Below are 13,965 nucleotides of genomic sequence, written 5' to 3'. Positions count from 1 at the left end.
CCAGAGCGGCCGACGCCTACCCGTCGTGCGCTGCGATGCCGCGCAGGAAGATGGCCCGCTGCTCGGCCGCGGCGTCCGGCCAGTCGGGCACATTGGACATCGGGCGCGCGAGCATGGCACCGAATCGCACGACCGCTCCCGCGGTCACGTCGGGACGGACGCTGCCGTCGCGGTGGCCGCGCGCCACGATCGCCTCCATGATCTGGTGCATCTGACTGCGCAGCTCGGCGGATTCGGTGTCCGCCGTCATGGGTGCGCCGTGCAGGGGAAGCACCAGCTCGTCGCGGTGGTCGAACGTTTGGCGCAGGAACCGGCCGATCGCATCAAGGCCCGTCTCGCCGTGTGCCATGGCGTCGTGCGCCTCGGCCAGGATCAAGCGGTAGGCGCGCACCGCCAGCGCTTCGAGCAGTGCCTCGCGGCTCGGGTACCGGCGGTAGAGGGTGCCGATGCCCACGCCCGCGTCCGCCGCGATCTGTTCCAGCGGCACGAACCTGCCCTCGGCCAAGCCCGATCGGACCGCAGCTGCCATCACGCGTTCAGCGTTCTCCGCTGCGTCCTTCCGGAGCTTGCGAGGTTGGGGCGCCATCTCCCGTTCCACGGTAAGGGCAGGTCCGCCGCTTCGGAGCTGAGCCTGCCATCTCGGGCGCGCCCCATGCCGGCAGCCGGCTCGGCCCCGGTCACTATGGACGGGTGTTGAGCGACGAAGAGGTCATGCTGGTCCAGACCGTCCGCACGTTCGTCGACCGCGAGGTGCGGCCGTCGGTGCGCGAGTTGGAGCACACCAACACCTATCCCGAGGCGTGGATCGAGCAGATGAAGCGCATCGGCATCTTCGGGCTGGCGGTGCCCGAGGAGTTCGGCGGCTCCCCGGTGTCCATGCCCTGCTACGTGCTCGTCACGCAGGAACTGGCGCGCGGCTGGATGAGCCTCGCCGGCGCGATGGGTGGCCACACCGTCGTCGCGAAGTTGCTCACGCTGTTCGGCACCGACGAGCAGCAGCAGGCCTACCTCCCGGCGATGGCGACCGGCGCCCTGCGAGCCACCATGGCGCTCACCGAGCCCGGTGGCGGATCGGACCTGCAGAACATGTCGACCGTCGCGACCGCCGACGGCGACGAGCTCGTCATCCGCGGCGCCAAGACGTGGATCAGCAACGCGCGTCGGTCCGGGTTGATCGCGCTGCTGTGCAAGACCGACCCGCAGGCCAGCCCGCGGCACCGGGGCATCTCGGTGGTGCTCGTCGAGAACCCGCATCCCGGGCTCACGGTGTCGCGCGATCTGCCGAAGCTCGGCTACAAGGGCGTCGAGAGCTGCGAGCTGGCCTTCGACGACTGCCGCGTACCCGCGTCGGCGATCCTCGGCGGCGAGCCCGGCCGCGGGTTCGCGCAGATGATGAAGGGCCTGGAAACCGGCCGCATCCAGGTGGCGGCCCGCGCGCTGGGGGTGGCGACGGCCGCGCTCGACGACGCGCTCGCCTACGCCCAGCAGCGCGAGAGTTTCGGCCAGCCGATCTGGCGGCACCAGTCGGTGGGCAACTACCTCGCCGACGGCGCCACCAAGCTCACCGCCGCCCGCCAGCTCACCCGCCACGCCGCCGAGCGCTACGACAGCGGCGAGCGCTGCGACATGGAAGCCGGCATGGCGAAACTGTTCGCATCCGAGGTGGCGATGGAGATCGCGCTCAACGCCGTGCGCATCCACGGCGGCTACGGCTACTCCACCGAATACGACGTCGAACGCTACTTCCGCGACGCGCCGCTGATGATCGTCGGCGAGGGCACCAACGAGATCCAGCGCAACGTGATCGCGGCGCAACTCGTTTCGCGCGGCGGGTTGGAGTAGCGGTCGGCGGATCGGAGTCCCGCTCGCCTACGCCTGTTCCCTGAGGGCTGCTTCGTCCCAGTAACCGCCTATTCCGGCGATGGCGATGACGCGAATCGTGCGGGACGTTGGTCGTCGTCCGGGGCACTGCTGCTGCAGTCTCATGTCGAAGCCCCAGGCGTGCTCGACGGACTTCGCGTACCAGGGCACGAGGTCGGCGGGGTGTTCTTGTTCGCCCTTGTCCTCGACGGCGTCGAGGACGTATCGGCATCCCGGCGCGGGCAGGACTGCAGTGATATTTTCGGCGATTGCTTTGAGGTAGGCGTCCGATTCAGGTTGTCCGTCAATGCGCATTAGCTCGACGTTGTCGGGGTTGCCGGTGTTGAGTCCTGCGACGATCTTGCGGGCGGCTTCCTGCTGCACGTCGGGGGTGTAGTCGCGCATGCCGTATGAATTGTGGCCGCCGTAGGGGTTCCGGCTGTCGACGACGTGCCAGTACCCGAACCAGGCCACCGCGGCGACCACGAGGACGCCGAAGACGATGCACGCGGCTATCGCCATGGCGCGACGGGTCTTGCTCATGCGGGCCATCGATCATTCTCCGGGGTAAGTGAGGTGGACGAATTCGACCGAAGCGTTGCCGCCGTTGAAACCGGGGTTGTCCGGCATCCAGTCGTCATGAAAGTTGTTAGTGCGCAACGCATCTGGTCGCACCAACGAGATCCAGCGCAACGTGATCGCGGCGTAACTCGTTTCGCGCGGCGGGTTGGAGTAGCGGTCGGCGGATCGGCGTCCCGCTCGCCTACGCCTGTTCCCTGAGGGCTGCTTCGGCCCAGTAGCCACCTATTCCGGCGATCGCGATGACGCGAATCGTGCGGGACGTTGGTTGTCGTCCGGGGCACTGCTGCTGCAGTCTCATGTCGAAGCCCCAGGCGTGCTCGACGGACTTGGCGTACCAGGGCACGAGGTCGGCGGGGTGAGCCTGTTCGCCCTTGTCCTCGACGGCGTCGAGGACGTATCGGCATCCCGGCGCGGGCAGGACAGCGGTGATGTTCGCTTTGATCGCCGCGTTAGGTGCCTCGTATTCCGGGCGTCCGTGGTAACGAACCAGCTGGACGCGGTCGGGATTCCCGGTGTTGAGCCCTGCGACGATCTTGCGGGCGGCTTCCTGCTGCACGTCGGGGGTGTAGTCGCGCATGCCGTATGAATTGTGGCCGCCGTAGGGGTTCCGGCTGTCGACGACGTGCCAGTACCCGAACCAGGCCACCGCGGCGACCACGAGGACGCCGAAGACGGTGCACGCGGCTATCGCCATGGCGCGACGGGTCTTGCTCATGCGAGCCATCGATCATTCTCCGGGGTAAGTGAGGTGGACGAATTCGACCGAAGCGTTGCCGCCGTTGAAACCGGGGTTGTCCGGCATCCAGTCGTCATGAAAGTTGTTAGTGCCCAACGCATGCTGGTAAACGATATCCACCAGCGCACCGTTCTCGAATTTTTGTCCGACGTAGACGGCGGTGTGGTTGATGGTGCCGGTGGCGGTGTCGTGGTAATAGATAAGGTCACCGGGGACCAGGCCGGCCTTCGAGGGGGCTAGAGGGTCGGGTGCGGCGAGGTCGGCTGGCATCGGTGCGGTGCCGACGACCTGGCCGCGGCCGGAGTTGACGATGAAGTTGCGGTTGGCTTGGGCGACTGACCAGGTGTTGGAGTTGGTGTTGCCGGGGAAGTGCGGACCGTTGTTGTAGTACCAGTCGTCAGCATCGCCGCGGCGCCAATCGTCGATGCCGTTGCCGACATCCTCAAATCCGCCGGCACGCATTACTTGAGAAGCGAAGTTCGTGCAGTCCCCGCCACCGGCGCCGAAATTGTCATAGTCGGGATTGGCCCGGTGCGGATCGGCGGCGACCATACATGGGAACCTCCATTCCGCGAGTCTAGGCTCGCCGCTCAGTCCCTCCCGTCACCAAATCTGGTCGTATTCGCTCGGGTCACGAAGTGCTTTGTGCGGGCTGCGGCGCAGGTGTCGACCACAACCGAGCGACTACGGCCACGCGTCGTCCACCCGGGCCGCGTCGGTCGTGCGCGCTGCGCGGCCGCCAGCATGTGCGTTCGGAAAATCAGCGGCTGGCCGCAATGCTGCCCAGCAGCCGCAGCCCGTCGGCGCTCGGGCTGCCCGGTTCGGCGTCGTAGACGATCAGTTCCTGCCCCGGCGCCGAGCGCACGTCGAAGGTCTGCATGGTGAGCGTCAGCAGGCCGATCTCCGGATGCCGAAACGTCTTGCTGGTCATGCGCTTCCGGCGCGCCTCGTGCGCCGACCACAGCGTGCGGAACTCCTCGCTGTCGGCCAGCAGCCGGGCCAGCATCGCGCGGGCGCGCGGGTCGTCGGGGGCTGCGCCATAGGCCATTCGAAAACCGGCGACGGCGTCGGCTGCGATCTGGTGCCACTCGGGATAGAAGTCCTTGGCGCGCGGATCGGTGAACACCAGCAGCAGCAGGTTGCCGACGGCGCCCAGCTCGCCGAACAGCGCCGACGCCAGCGCGTTGGCGGCCACTACGTCGTAGGCGCGGTTGTACACCAGCGCCGGGTTGTTCGGCCAGGCCTCCATCAGCCGCAGCAGCGCCGGGTCCACGCGGTCGGGCGTCTCGGTGCGGGCCGGGCGCGGCGTGAGCCCGGCCATCCGGAACAGGTGGCTGCGACCGTCGTCGTCGAGCCGCAGTGCCGCCCCGAGCGCGTCGAGCACCTGCGCCGACGGCGAGCGTTCGCGGCCCTGCTCAAGCCGGATGTAGTAGTCGACGCTGACGCCGGCCAGCAGGGCCACCTCCTCGCGGCGCAGGCCGGGCACCCGCCGCACGCCGGTGCTGACGAGGCCGGCGTCGGTGGGGGTGAGCGCCGACCGCCGGGCCTTGAGGTAGTCACCCAGTTCGGTCACCGGTCCAGCGTAGGCACGGCGGGTCCGTTCAGCGTGGGTGCGATGCACCCTGGTCGGCGAGGCCGCCGGCACCGACGCTAGAGGCATGACAGCGCAGAAGATCATCCTCGTCACCGGCGCCAGCAGCGGTATCGGTGAGGCCGTCGCCGCCAGGCTCGCCACCTCCGGCCACCACGTCGTCGCGGGCGCCCGCCGGGAAGACCGCCTCGCCGACCTCGCCCAGCGCGTCCGCGACGCCGGCGGCAGCATCGACGTCCGCCGCCTCGACGTGACCGACCGGGCGGATGTCGCGGCGTTCGTGGACGGCGCCGTCGCCGACCACGGGCGGGTGGACGTCATCGTCAACAATGCGGGCGTGATGCCGCTGTCGCGGCTCGACGCGCTGCTGGTCGACGAGTGGGACCGCATGATCGACGTCAACGTGCGCGGCCTGCTGCACGGCATCGCGGCGGTGCTGCCGCACTTCCAGCGGCAAGGCGGCGGGCACGTCATCACCGTCGCGTCGATCGGCGCTCATCAGGTGGTGCCGACGGCCGCGGTCTACTCCGGCACCAAGTACGCGGCGTGGGCGATCACCGAGGGGCTGCGGCAGGAGGCCGACCCGTCGATCCGGGTCACCACCGTGTCGCCGGGCGTCGTCGAGTCGGAACTGGCCGACACCATCACCGATCCGCTGGCCGCGGCGGCGATGACCGAGTACCGCGCCGACACCATTCCGCCGGACGCCATCGCGCGGGCCATCGCCTACGCGATCGACGAGCCCGCCGACGTGGACGTCAACGAGATCATCGTCCGGCCGGCCCGGCAGCGCTGAGTCAGGCGTCGCCGAGCGGCCAGTAGTAGTCGCGGTCGACGACGCCCCAGCCGGCGATCTCCCGCTCCAGCCGGGCGGCGAGATCGTCGGCCCAGCGCGCCCAGTGATCGCGGTGCGCCGGGGTGTCCCAGCCGCGGTCGTGATGGAAGTGGCGGTGGAAGTGGGCGGCCCAATCCAGCAGTGCGCCATCGAGTTCCTCGCTCAAGCCCAGGTCGCCGGGGTCGAAGGGGCTCTTCGGTCCGCCGGCCTCCCACAGCGGATAGTCGACGCTGTACTCGGGCAGCATCCGGATGACGCGGGGCGAGTGCGCGGCCGGCTCGGCGACGACGTCGTCGACCAAGCCCCATTCCCTCGCCTGTTCGGCGGGCAGCGCGTTCCCGGTGAGGAACAGATATGCGGTGCGCCACCGGCCGATCCGGCGGGTGATGCTGACGGTGCCGCCCGCGCCGGGGAGCAGCCCCAGCTCGAGCTCCGGCAGCACCAGGACCGTGTCCAGGTGTGCGGACACCCGCCCGCAGAACGCCGCCATCTCCAGCCCGCTGCCGTAGACCTTGCCGTGGATCTCCGCGCGCAGCCGGGCACCGAGGCGGGTGCGCAGTGCGTCGAGCACCAGCGCCGGGCTGTAGCGGGTGCGGGCGAGGTGTGCCTCGGCGGGATCGGCGAAGGAGCCGAACTCGGCGAGGTCGCCGCCGCTGCAGAACGACGGCCCGTTGCCCGACAGCACGACCTCGTCGACGGACGGATCGAGCCGGGCCACCTCCAGCGCGTCGAGCAGCGCGGCGCGGGCGTCGGTGGAGAACGCGTTGTGCCGGGCGGGGCGGTTGAACCGGATATGCAGGGTGTCGCCGTCGCGGTCGACGAGCACCGGGTCGGGAATGTCGGGCACCGGTGCGGGTTCGCGCTGCGCCAACCAGGCTTGGAACTCCGGCCCGGCCTGCAGCGTCGAGTACGCCAGCGATTCGGTGATGACCCCCCGATACGCCGGCGCCGACGGATCGAGCGCCCGCAGCACGTCGTCACCGATCTGAGCGGCATGCGGCGACACCTCGCACTGGTTCTGCAGCCGCCCGACGTCGAGGTGGACGTACCGCACCGTCACGGCCCGCCGGTCGGTCGTCGGCTGGTCGGTCAGCGTGAAAGTCGCTCTGTCCAACCAGTATTCGGCGTGGGGCGCGGTGAGGTCACCGACCGCGACGACGACGCCCGGCCCCGGATCGGCGGGCTCATCGGCGAGGTCGACGACACGCATGGTCACGAATACTTGGCGATCAGCTCCTGCTTGTACAGCTTGCCGGTGTCGGTGCGCGGGAGCTGTGCCTCGAACGAGATGGAGCGCGGGCATTTGTAGTGCGCCAACCGTTCCCGCAGCCATTCGAGGAGCTCGCGCTCGAACTCGGGCGTAGCGTCGGCCGGGTCGACGAGCTGCACCGCCCCTTTGACCTCTTGGCCCATCTCGTCGTGCGGGATGCCGAACACCGCGGCGTCGAGCACCTTGGGGTGCGTGACAAGCAGGTTCTCCGCTTCCTGCGGATAGATGTTCACGCCGCCGGAGATGATCATGTGGTGGCGCCGGTCCGTGAGGTACAGGTAGCCGTCGGCGTCGACGTAACCGATGTCGCCCACGGTCTTCCAGTTCTGCTTGCTGCGCGAGGCCGCCGTCTTGTCGGGGTCGTTGAGGTACTCGAAGTCGAAGCCGCCCTCGAAGTAGATCTCGCCGGGCTGACCGGGCGGCAGCTCGTCACCGTTCTCGTCGAGGATGTGGAGCGCACCTGTCAGCGGTCGGCCGACCGAGCCGGGATGCGTCAACCACTCCTCGGCGGTGATCAGCGTCGAGCCGTGCGCTTCGGAGGAGGCGTAGTACTCGTCGACGATCGGACCCCACCACTCGATCATCTGCTGCTTGATCTCGACGGGACAGGGCGCCGCCGCGTGCATCACGCGCTTGAGGCTGGACACGTCGTATTTCTCGCGGATCTCCGAGGGCAGCTTCAGCATGCGCGTGAACATGGCGGGCACGAACTGTCCGTGGGTGACGCGGTGCCGCTCGATTGCGTCCAGGCAGCCTTCGGCGTCGAAGCGTTCCATGACGACGGTCGTGATGCCCGCGGCCTGGATCTGCATCGACCACACCGAGGGTGCGGTGTGGTACAGCGGGGCCGGGCTGAGGTAGACGGCATCGGGGTCGAGCCAGAAGTCGACGAGCGCCGCCATCAAGCCCGGTGATTCGGACGGCGGGACGTGTGGCAGCGCGCGCTTGATGCCTTTCGGCCGGCCCGTGGTGCCCGACGAGTACTGCAGCAGGTCGCCTTCGATCTCGTCGTCGATCGGGGTGTCGGGCAGGTCGGCGACACAGTCGGGATAGCTCAGCCAGCCGTCGAGCGCGCCGTCCGCGATCACCAGCAGCTCGGGCAGGCCGCGGGGCAGGTGCTCGGCGAGCCCGGCGCACACGTCGCGCAGCACCGCCGATCCGACGATGGCCTTCGCGCTGCTGTTGTCGACGATGTAGGCCGCTTCGGCAGCGGTCAGATGGGTGTTGATCGGCACGTAGTACAGCCCACTGCGCCGCGCGGCCCACATGACCGCGTGCATGTGCTCGTTGTTCTCCATGAGGATCGCCACGGCGTCGCCCTCGGCCAGGCCGTGCGCGCGGAAGAGGTGCGCCAGCCGATTCGCCCGGGCCTCCAGCTCGTCGAAGGTCACGACGGTCCCGGACGGATGGAGGATGATCGCCGGCTTGTCCCGTCCCAGATGCTCGCGGATCTGCATGGGGAGACTGTACGACGCGGTGATTTGACGGGTGTCGAGCCCGTCGGGGAGACGCTGGTCACTTGGTCGGCTGCAATATCTAAAATATTTGCTGCGTCCGCAATGTTGCGGGTTTTTACGACGTCAACGGCTTGTTTGCCCATCTGCCTTGTCAAACTGCGGCGTTTCGAGCAACATATTCGGCATGCTCGTGACCACCCGTTCGCGGAGCGCGGCACGCCTCGCCGGGCACCGCGCGAAGGCCATCGCCGCCGCCATCGACAAACACGGCTACGCCCGGTTGACCGACGTCTTGTCGCCCGAATGGCTCGCCGACGCGCGCGCCGCCGTCGCCTCACACCTGCCGGCCGAGGGCGTGTACGAGCTCTTCGTCGACCACTTCGACGGCGGCTCCGGTTCGAGCATCGACCGGCTCATCGCCGACCAGCGGCTCACCGACCTCTTCCGCGCGGCGGCCGCGGTCGACCACGACGGCCTTGGCGACGACGAGGAACTCGAACACCTGCTGCGCATCGTCACCGGCACCGGGCACGCGCCGCTGGACTTCCACTACGACAGCACGGTGCTCACCGCGGTCGTCCCGATCGTCATGCCCGACGGCGGCCCCGGTCGATCGGGCGAGCTGATCCTGGACCCGCACCGGCGGCCCTATCGCCGCACGGTGCTCGGGAACGCCGTCGACAAGCTGCGGACCCGTCCCGTCGACCCGGCTGCGGCGACGAGGGTGCCGCTACGGCCCGGCGACCTCTACCTGTTCTGGGGCTACCGCACCTTCCACACGACGCTGCCGATTCCGCCGGGCAGCCGTCGCATCACGCTGGTGCTGCACTTCGGTCGGGTGCACCGCGGAGCGACCATGCGCGGCGCGAAATCAGTGGCGCGCAGCGTGCGGGGCTGGCGTCGCCGCAGAGCGGGTGGCCCGCAGTACCGCCTGATCGACGCGGCGGCGTAGCGGTCACCGAGCGCGAACGTGCGCTGCCGGCACGCGTGTAGCGGCGTGTCGCGGTACAGACACGCACGCTCGCGCGGATGAGGCTCGCGGGGCGCGAGCTAGGCGTCGGAGAGGCGGTGCTTCAGGGCGTCGAACTCGTCCTTGATGCCGGTCGGCAGCTTCTCGCCGACGAACGAGAACCATTCCTCGATCTGCGGGATCTCCTGGCGCCACTCGTCGGGCTTGACCGCCAGCGCGGCCTCCACGTCGGCGGGATCGACGTCCAGGCCGTCGAGGTCGAGGTCCGCCGCGCTGGGGACGACCCCGATGGGCGTGGTGGCACCGTTCGCCTTGCCCTCGATGCGCTCGATCGCCCACTTCAGCACGCGGCTGTTCTCACCGAAGCCCGGCCACAGGAAGCGGCCGTCGTCGCCGCGGCGGAACCAGTTGACGAAGAAGATCTTCGGCATCTTCGACTCGTCGGCGTTCTTCGCGATGTCGATCCAGTGCTGGAAGTAGTCGCCGACGTTGTAGCCGAGGAACGGCAGCATGGCCATCGGGTCGCGGCGGACGGTGCCCACCGTGCCCTCCGCGGCCGCCGTCTGCTCCGAACCCATGGTCGCGCCGATGAACACGCCGTGCTGCCAGTCGTTGGCCTCGGTGACCAGCGGCACGGTGGTCTTGCGGCGGGCGCCGAACAGGATCGCCGAGATCGGCACACCCTGCGGGTCGTCCCACTCGGGCGCCAGCGTCGGGCACTGCGAGATGGGCGTGCAGTAGCGGGAATTCGGGTGGGCGGCCTTCTCGCCGGACTCCGGCGTCCAGTCGTTGCCCTTCCAGTCGATCAGGTGCTGCGGGTCGCCTTCCAGGCCCTCCCACCACACGTCGCCGTCGTCGGTCTTCGCGACGTTGGTGAAGACGGTGTTGCCCTTGGCGATGGTTTTCATCGCGTTGGGGTTGGAGCTCCAGTTGGTGCCCGGCGCGACGCCGAAGAAGCCGAACTCGGGGTTCGTGGCGTACAGCCGGCCATCCTTACCGAACCGCATCCAGGCGATGTCGTCGCCGACGGTCTCGGCGCGCCAGCCGGGAATCGTGGGCTGGAGCATCGCGAGGTTGGTCTTGCCGCACGCCGACGGGAACGCGGCGGCGATGTAGTACGCCTTGTTCTCCGGGCTGATCAGCTTGAGGATCAGCATGTGCTCGGCGAGCCAGCCCTCGTCGTGCGCCATGGCCGACGCGATGCGCAGCGAGTAGCACTTCTTGCCCAGCAGCGCGTTGCCGCCGTAACCCGAGCCGTAGCTCCAGATCTCGCGGGTCTCCGGGAAGTGGGTGATGTACTTCGTCTCGTTGCAGGGCCACGGCACGTCGGCTTGGCCTTCGGCCAGCGGCGCGCCCACCGAGTGCAGGCACTTGACGAAGAAGCCGTCGTCGCCCAGCTTGTCCAGCGCGGCCTGGCCCATCCGCGTCATGGTCCGCATCGAGATGACGACGTACTCCGAGTCGGTGATCTCGATGCCGAGCTTCGGATCCTCGGCGTCGAGCGGGCCCATGCAGAACGGCACCACGTACATCGTCCGGCCGCGCATACAGCCGCGGTACAGGTCGGTCATGGTGCGGCGCATCTGCGCCGGGTCCATCCAGTTGTTCGTCGGGCCGGCGTCGACCTCGCGCTCGGTGCAGATGTAGGTGCGGGACTCGACGCGCGCGACGTCCTTGGGATCGGAGAGCGCCAAGTAGGAATTCGGCAGCTTCTCCGGGTTCAGGGTCTGGAAGGTGCCGGCGTCGACCAGTTGCCGGGTGAGCCGGGCACATTCCTCGCCGGACCCGTCGGTGAACACCACGCGGTCGGGCTGGGTCAGCTCGGCGACCTCGCGCACCCAGGCCAGCAGGCCCTCGTGCTGAGTGGGTGCACTGTCCAGACCGGGAACGGTCGCTGCGGTCATCGCTACTTCTCCTGCGTGGGGGGCCAGACGCTCAGGAGCATGTCGCCGCCGACCGGCGACGAGTCATCCCTTAACTGACCAGGTTAACGCGACGACGGGCTGCGACGGCAATCGGGCGGCGTCCCCTGCGCGGGCGACCGGCAAGTTACCGCCGGGTAACGGATTCGGGGTCCGCGGGCGCGGTCTCGGACAGCGCCGCGGCCACCTTCTCCCGCGCCCGTCGCAACGCGGGAAGCTCGCGGTCGCGGCGGGCCGCGGCGCGTGCCTCGGCGAGGGCCAACCGGCGCAGCTCGTCGTCGATGCGCTCGACGTCGGCGGCGACGCCGGCGGACTCCGCGGCGTCGCGGGCGGCCAGTTCGGCGGCCATCGCGGTCTCGGCCGCCAGCACGCAGGAGGCGACCCGCTGCTCGCCGTGAGCCCTCACCTCGGCGAGCACGTCGCCGACCCAGCGGTCGAGCAGCGCCCGGTCGTGCAGCAGTCCGCGGCTGCGCACCACCCAGACGGCCACCGCCGACCCCACCAGCACACCGGCGGCGATCCCGGCCACCGCGTAGGCCGGCGCCAGGTCCGCGACCAGCCGGCCCAGCGTCAGTGCGACGCCCATGCCGAACGCGGCCCCCAACAGCATCATGAGCCGCCCCTCGAGCCGTCGGCTGCGCAGCCCGGGCGCCGGCACGGCGGGCGGTGGCGCCGGCGGGGCCGCGGCCGGCGCCGGCAAGCCGAGCGTGGCGGCCACGGCGCCCAGCCGCTCGGTGATGCCGGCGTCGACGTCCGTCGCGACCTCCTCGACCCGGGCCCGAACGTAGCGCCGGAAGTCACCGAAGCCGGCGCGCCGCAGCGACGCCACGTCCTCCTGCAGCTCGCCGCGCACCGACGCGCAACGCTTGCGGGCGAAGTAGCCGAGCTGCACCCGCGCCTGCGCCAGCTCGCCGCGCAGCGCCGTCGCCCGCTCGCTGCTGTCGAGCCGGCGCTGCCGGATCAGCGCGCTGCGGCGCTCGCGCAGCGCGGCCAGCTGCGACCCGGTGCCGGCGGCGTCGGCGTCGCTGCGCCGCACCAACCGGTCGAGTTTGGTGTGCCAGGCGCGCAGCCGGTTGCGGCGGGCCAGCCCGGGATCGCCCAGTGCGGCCCGCACCGCCGCCACGAGGTCGTCGAGCTGCGGCGGGCCCAGCTGCGGGGCCGCGGCGACCCCGACCCAGGGCACGGCGGCGTAGCGGTCGGCGTGCGCGGCCAGCAGGTCGCGGTCCTCGGCCAGCACGTCGCGCCACCGGTGGTGCACGTCGATCCTGGTGACGGCGCCGATGACGGCGTCGGTGTCGGCGGTCGCGGTCTCGGCCAGCGCACAGTCCGAGGGCGTGAGGGGCGCGACCGCCGAGGCCGCGAAGACCACCACCGCGGGCGCCTCGCCGGGCGCGAGGTCGTCGCGCTCGACCACCGTGACGTCCGGTAGGGCGGCGGCGAGCGCGGCGGCGACGCTGCTGGTGCCGGCCAGCCACGGCCCGGTGACGCAGACGACGTCGCGGTGGATGACGTCGGGCGCGGCGATGCGGGACGGGACGAGGTCACCGACGAATGCGTCGACGTCCGCGTGGTCGGCGGTCATGACGGCCGCCCGCTGCGGTCCCACATCCGCAGCGCGCCCCGCGAGAGATCCGCGGCGCACGCCGCTGCGCGCGCCGACACCGGTCCGCGGCCGGCGCGCCGCCACCGCACGGCGAGCCGCAGCCAGTCCACGGGCGGGGACGCGTCGGTGCCCAGCGCGGCCGCCGCGGCATGCATCCGGACGAAGATCAGCTCGTCGCCGGTGAGGAAGGCCGTCAGCCGCCGGGCCGGCGCGGGTGGTGATGTCGCCGCCAGCCGGGTGAGCGCCGACACCCCCGCCGCCACCCGGCGGTAGGAGGCGTCGGCGAGCGCCGCGGCCACCTCGCCGGCGACGACGCCCACGCCGCTGGCGTGGCGCAGGTGCGCGGTGAGCCCCGCGGCGTCCACGGCCGGCCGATCGTGGACGAGCTGCGACCCGTGGGCGATCCCGATGAGATCGAGCGTTGCGAGCAGCCGCTGCCGCACCTCGGCGGGCACCGGGTGCGGGGCGGCCAGGAAGTCGTCGGCTGTTCCCGCGTCGACCGGGGTGCGCGCCAGCGCCCGCAGCGCCCCGACCAGTGCGTCGTCGATCGCGGCGGTCGCCAGGTGCGCGATCAGCGGCACCGCCGGGACGCCCAGGGTGGCCGCGAAGGCCGCGGCGCGCCGGTGCGCCACCGCGACGGGACCGCCCGGGCCGTGTCCGGAGAGGTCGGCCTTGTTCAGCACGGCCAGCCGGCGGCCCGCGGCGGCGGCGAGGGCGGCGCGGTCCTCGGGTTTGGGTGCGTCCGCGATCACCCGGACCGCGACGTCGGCGGCGGCCCACGCCTCGGCGGAGCTGCTCACCGGCAGCCCAGCGGAAGTAAGCGCCGCCGCCACGGTCGGCGCGCCGACCCCGGGCCGACCGCCCACGGCCACCGTGGCGGGCCGGGCGGCGGCGCGCGCGATCGCGGCCACCCGCTCGTCGGCCAGCTCGGCGGCCAGTGCGTTCACCCGTCCGGCGAAGGTATCGAGAGTGATGGTGTGCCTTTCCACCGCGCGTGCCGACGATTGCCGGTGTTCGATCGTTACAGCTGACCGGCCGGCGCGCGAACCGCCGCCAACACCTTCGGGCGAAGGCAACTGTTGGGTATCAAATCGCCACACGATTCGGGTACCCGGCCCGTCGTGCGCCACCATGGACGG

General features: G+C 70.5%; 12 protein-coding genes and 1 pseudogene. 3 read left to right on the top strand and 10 right to left on the bottom strand.

Annotated elements, in window-relative coordinates; all coding sequences use genetic code 11:
- Window positions 1-16 precede the first annotated feature (16 nt).
- A complete protein-coding gene (locus LV457_RS06880) occupies window positions 17-529 on the bottom strand; it encodes a TetR/AcrR family transcriptional regulator (RefSeq protein WP_232170039.1) in 513 nt (170 codons plus the stop codon).
- A gap of 161 nt (window positions 530-690) precedes the next feature.
- Between LV457_RS06880 and LV457_RS06875 the strand changes: the two genes are divergently transcribed.
- Window positions 691-1,842: an acyl-CoA dehydrogenase family protein gene (locus tag LV457_RS06875; protein WP_308192173.1), complete on the top strand. Its 1,152-nt coding sequence runs from the start codon at window positions 691-693 to the stop codon at window positions 1,840-1,842.
- A 27-nt stretch (window positions 1,843-1,869) separates the two neighbouring features.
- Here the strand turns inward: LV457_RS06875 and LV457_RS06870 are convergent, their stop codons facing one another.
- The 4 genes from LV457_RS06870 to LV457_RS06855 form a co-directional block, all read right to left on the bottom strand.
- Window positions 1,870-2,403 (bottom strand): hypothetical protein, encoded by a 534-nt coding sequence (locus LV457_RS06870; protein ID WP_232170038.1) that lies wholly within the window; start codon window positions 2,401-2,403, stop codon window positions 1,870-1,872.
- A 220-nt stretch (window positions 2,404-2,623) separates the two neighbouring features.
- A complete protein-coding gene (locus LV457_RS06865; protein WP_232170037.1) occupies window positions 2,624-3,157 on the bottom strand; it encodes a hypothetical protein in 534 nt (177 codons plus the stop codon).
- Between the two features lie 12 nt (window positions 3,158-3,169).
- Window positions 3,170-3,730: an amidase domain-containing protein gene (locus LV457_RS06860; RefSeq protein ID WP_232170036.1), complete on the bottom strand. Its 561-nt coding sequence runs from the start codon at window positions 3,728-3,730 to the stop codon at window positions 3,170-3,172.
- Between the two features lie 208 nt (window positions 3,731-3,938).
- Window positions 3,939-4,751, bottom strand: a complete 813-nt coding sequence (locus LV457_RS06855; RefSeq protein ID WP_232170035.1) for a helix-turn-helix domain-containing protein — start codon at window positions 4,749-4,751, stop codon at window positions 3,939-3,941.
- An 85-nt stretch (window positions 4,752-4,836) separates the two neighbouring features.
- Between LV457_RS06855 and LV457_RS06850 the strand changes: the two genes are divergently transcribed.
- Complete coding sequence (locus LV457_RS06850; protein WP_232170034.1) at window positions 4,837-5,565, top strand: SDR family oxidoreductase; 729 nt, start codon at window positions 4,837-4,839, stop codon at window positions 5,563-5,565.
- A 307-nt stretch (window positions 5,566-5,872) separates the two neighbouring features.
- On the opposite strand, the pseudogene LV457_RS06845 reads toward LV457_RS06850, so the two are convergent.
- Both LV457_RS06845 and fadD4 read right to left on the bottom strand, forming a co-directional pair.
- Window positions 5,873-6,814: pseudogene (locus LV457_RS06845) on the bottom strand (enoyl-CoA hydratase/isomerase family protein); the annotation flags it as partial.
- Between the two features lie 2 nt (window positions 6,815-6,816).
- Complete coding sequence (fadD4, locus tag LV457_RS06840; RefSeq protein ID WP_232170033.1) at window positions 6,817-8,331, bottom strand: fatty-acid--CoA ligase FadD4; 1,515 nt, start codon at window positions 8,329-8,331, stop codon at window positions 6,817-6,819.
- 184 nt (window positions 8,332-8,515) lie between these two features.
- Here fadD4 and LV457_RS06835 point away from each other — a divergent pair, with 184 nt between their 5' ends.
- The gene (locus tag LV457_RS06835; RefSeq protein ID WP_232170032.1) at window positions 8,516-9,283 is read left to right on the top strand and encodes a hypothetical protein; all 768 of its coding nucleotides are present in this window, start codon (window positions 8,516-8,518) and stop codon (window positions 9,281-9,283) included.
- A gap of 98 nt (window positions 9,284-9,381) precedes the next feature.
- Here LV457_RS06835 and LV457_RS06830 read toward each other — a convergent pair whose 3' ends face one another.
- From LV457_RS06830 to LV457_RS06820, 3 genes are all read right to left on the bottom strand, one after another.
- Window positions 9,382-11,205: a phosphoenolpyruvate carboxykinase (GTP) gene (locus LV457_RS06830; RefSeq protein ID WP_232170031.1), complete on the bottom strand. Its 1,824-nt coding sequence runs from the start codon at window positions 11,203-11,205 to the stop codon at window positions 9,382-9,384.
- A gap of 145 nt (window positions 11,206-11,350) precedes the next feature.
- Window positions 11,351-12,805, bottom strand: a complete 1,455-nt coding sequence (locus LV457_RS06825) for a TIGR04086 family membrane protein (RefSeq protein ID WP_232170030.1) — start codon at window positions 12,803-12,805, stop codon at window positions 11,351-11,353.
- On the bottom strand, window positions 12,802-13,773 hold the full coding sequence (locus LV457_RS06820) for a hypothetical protein (RefSeq protein WP_232170029.1): 972 nt from the start codon (window positions 13,771-13,773) through the stop codon (window positions 12,802-12,804). The genes LV457_RS06825 and LV457_RS06820 overlap by 4 nt, the downstream gene beginning before the upstream one ends.
- Window positions 13,774-13,965 lie beyond the last annotated feature (192 nt).

Source organism: Mycobacterium sp. MYCO198283, assembly GCF_021213805.1.
Lineage (GTDB): Bacteria > Actinomycetota > Actinomycetes > Mycobacteriales > Mycobacteriaceae > Mycobacterium.
Note: the sequence above shows the minus strand (reverse complement) of the source record. Positions and strands in the feature narration are given on the sequence as shown.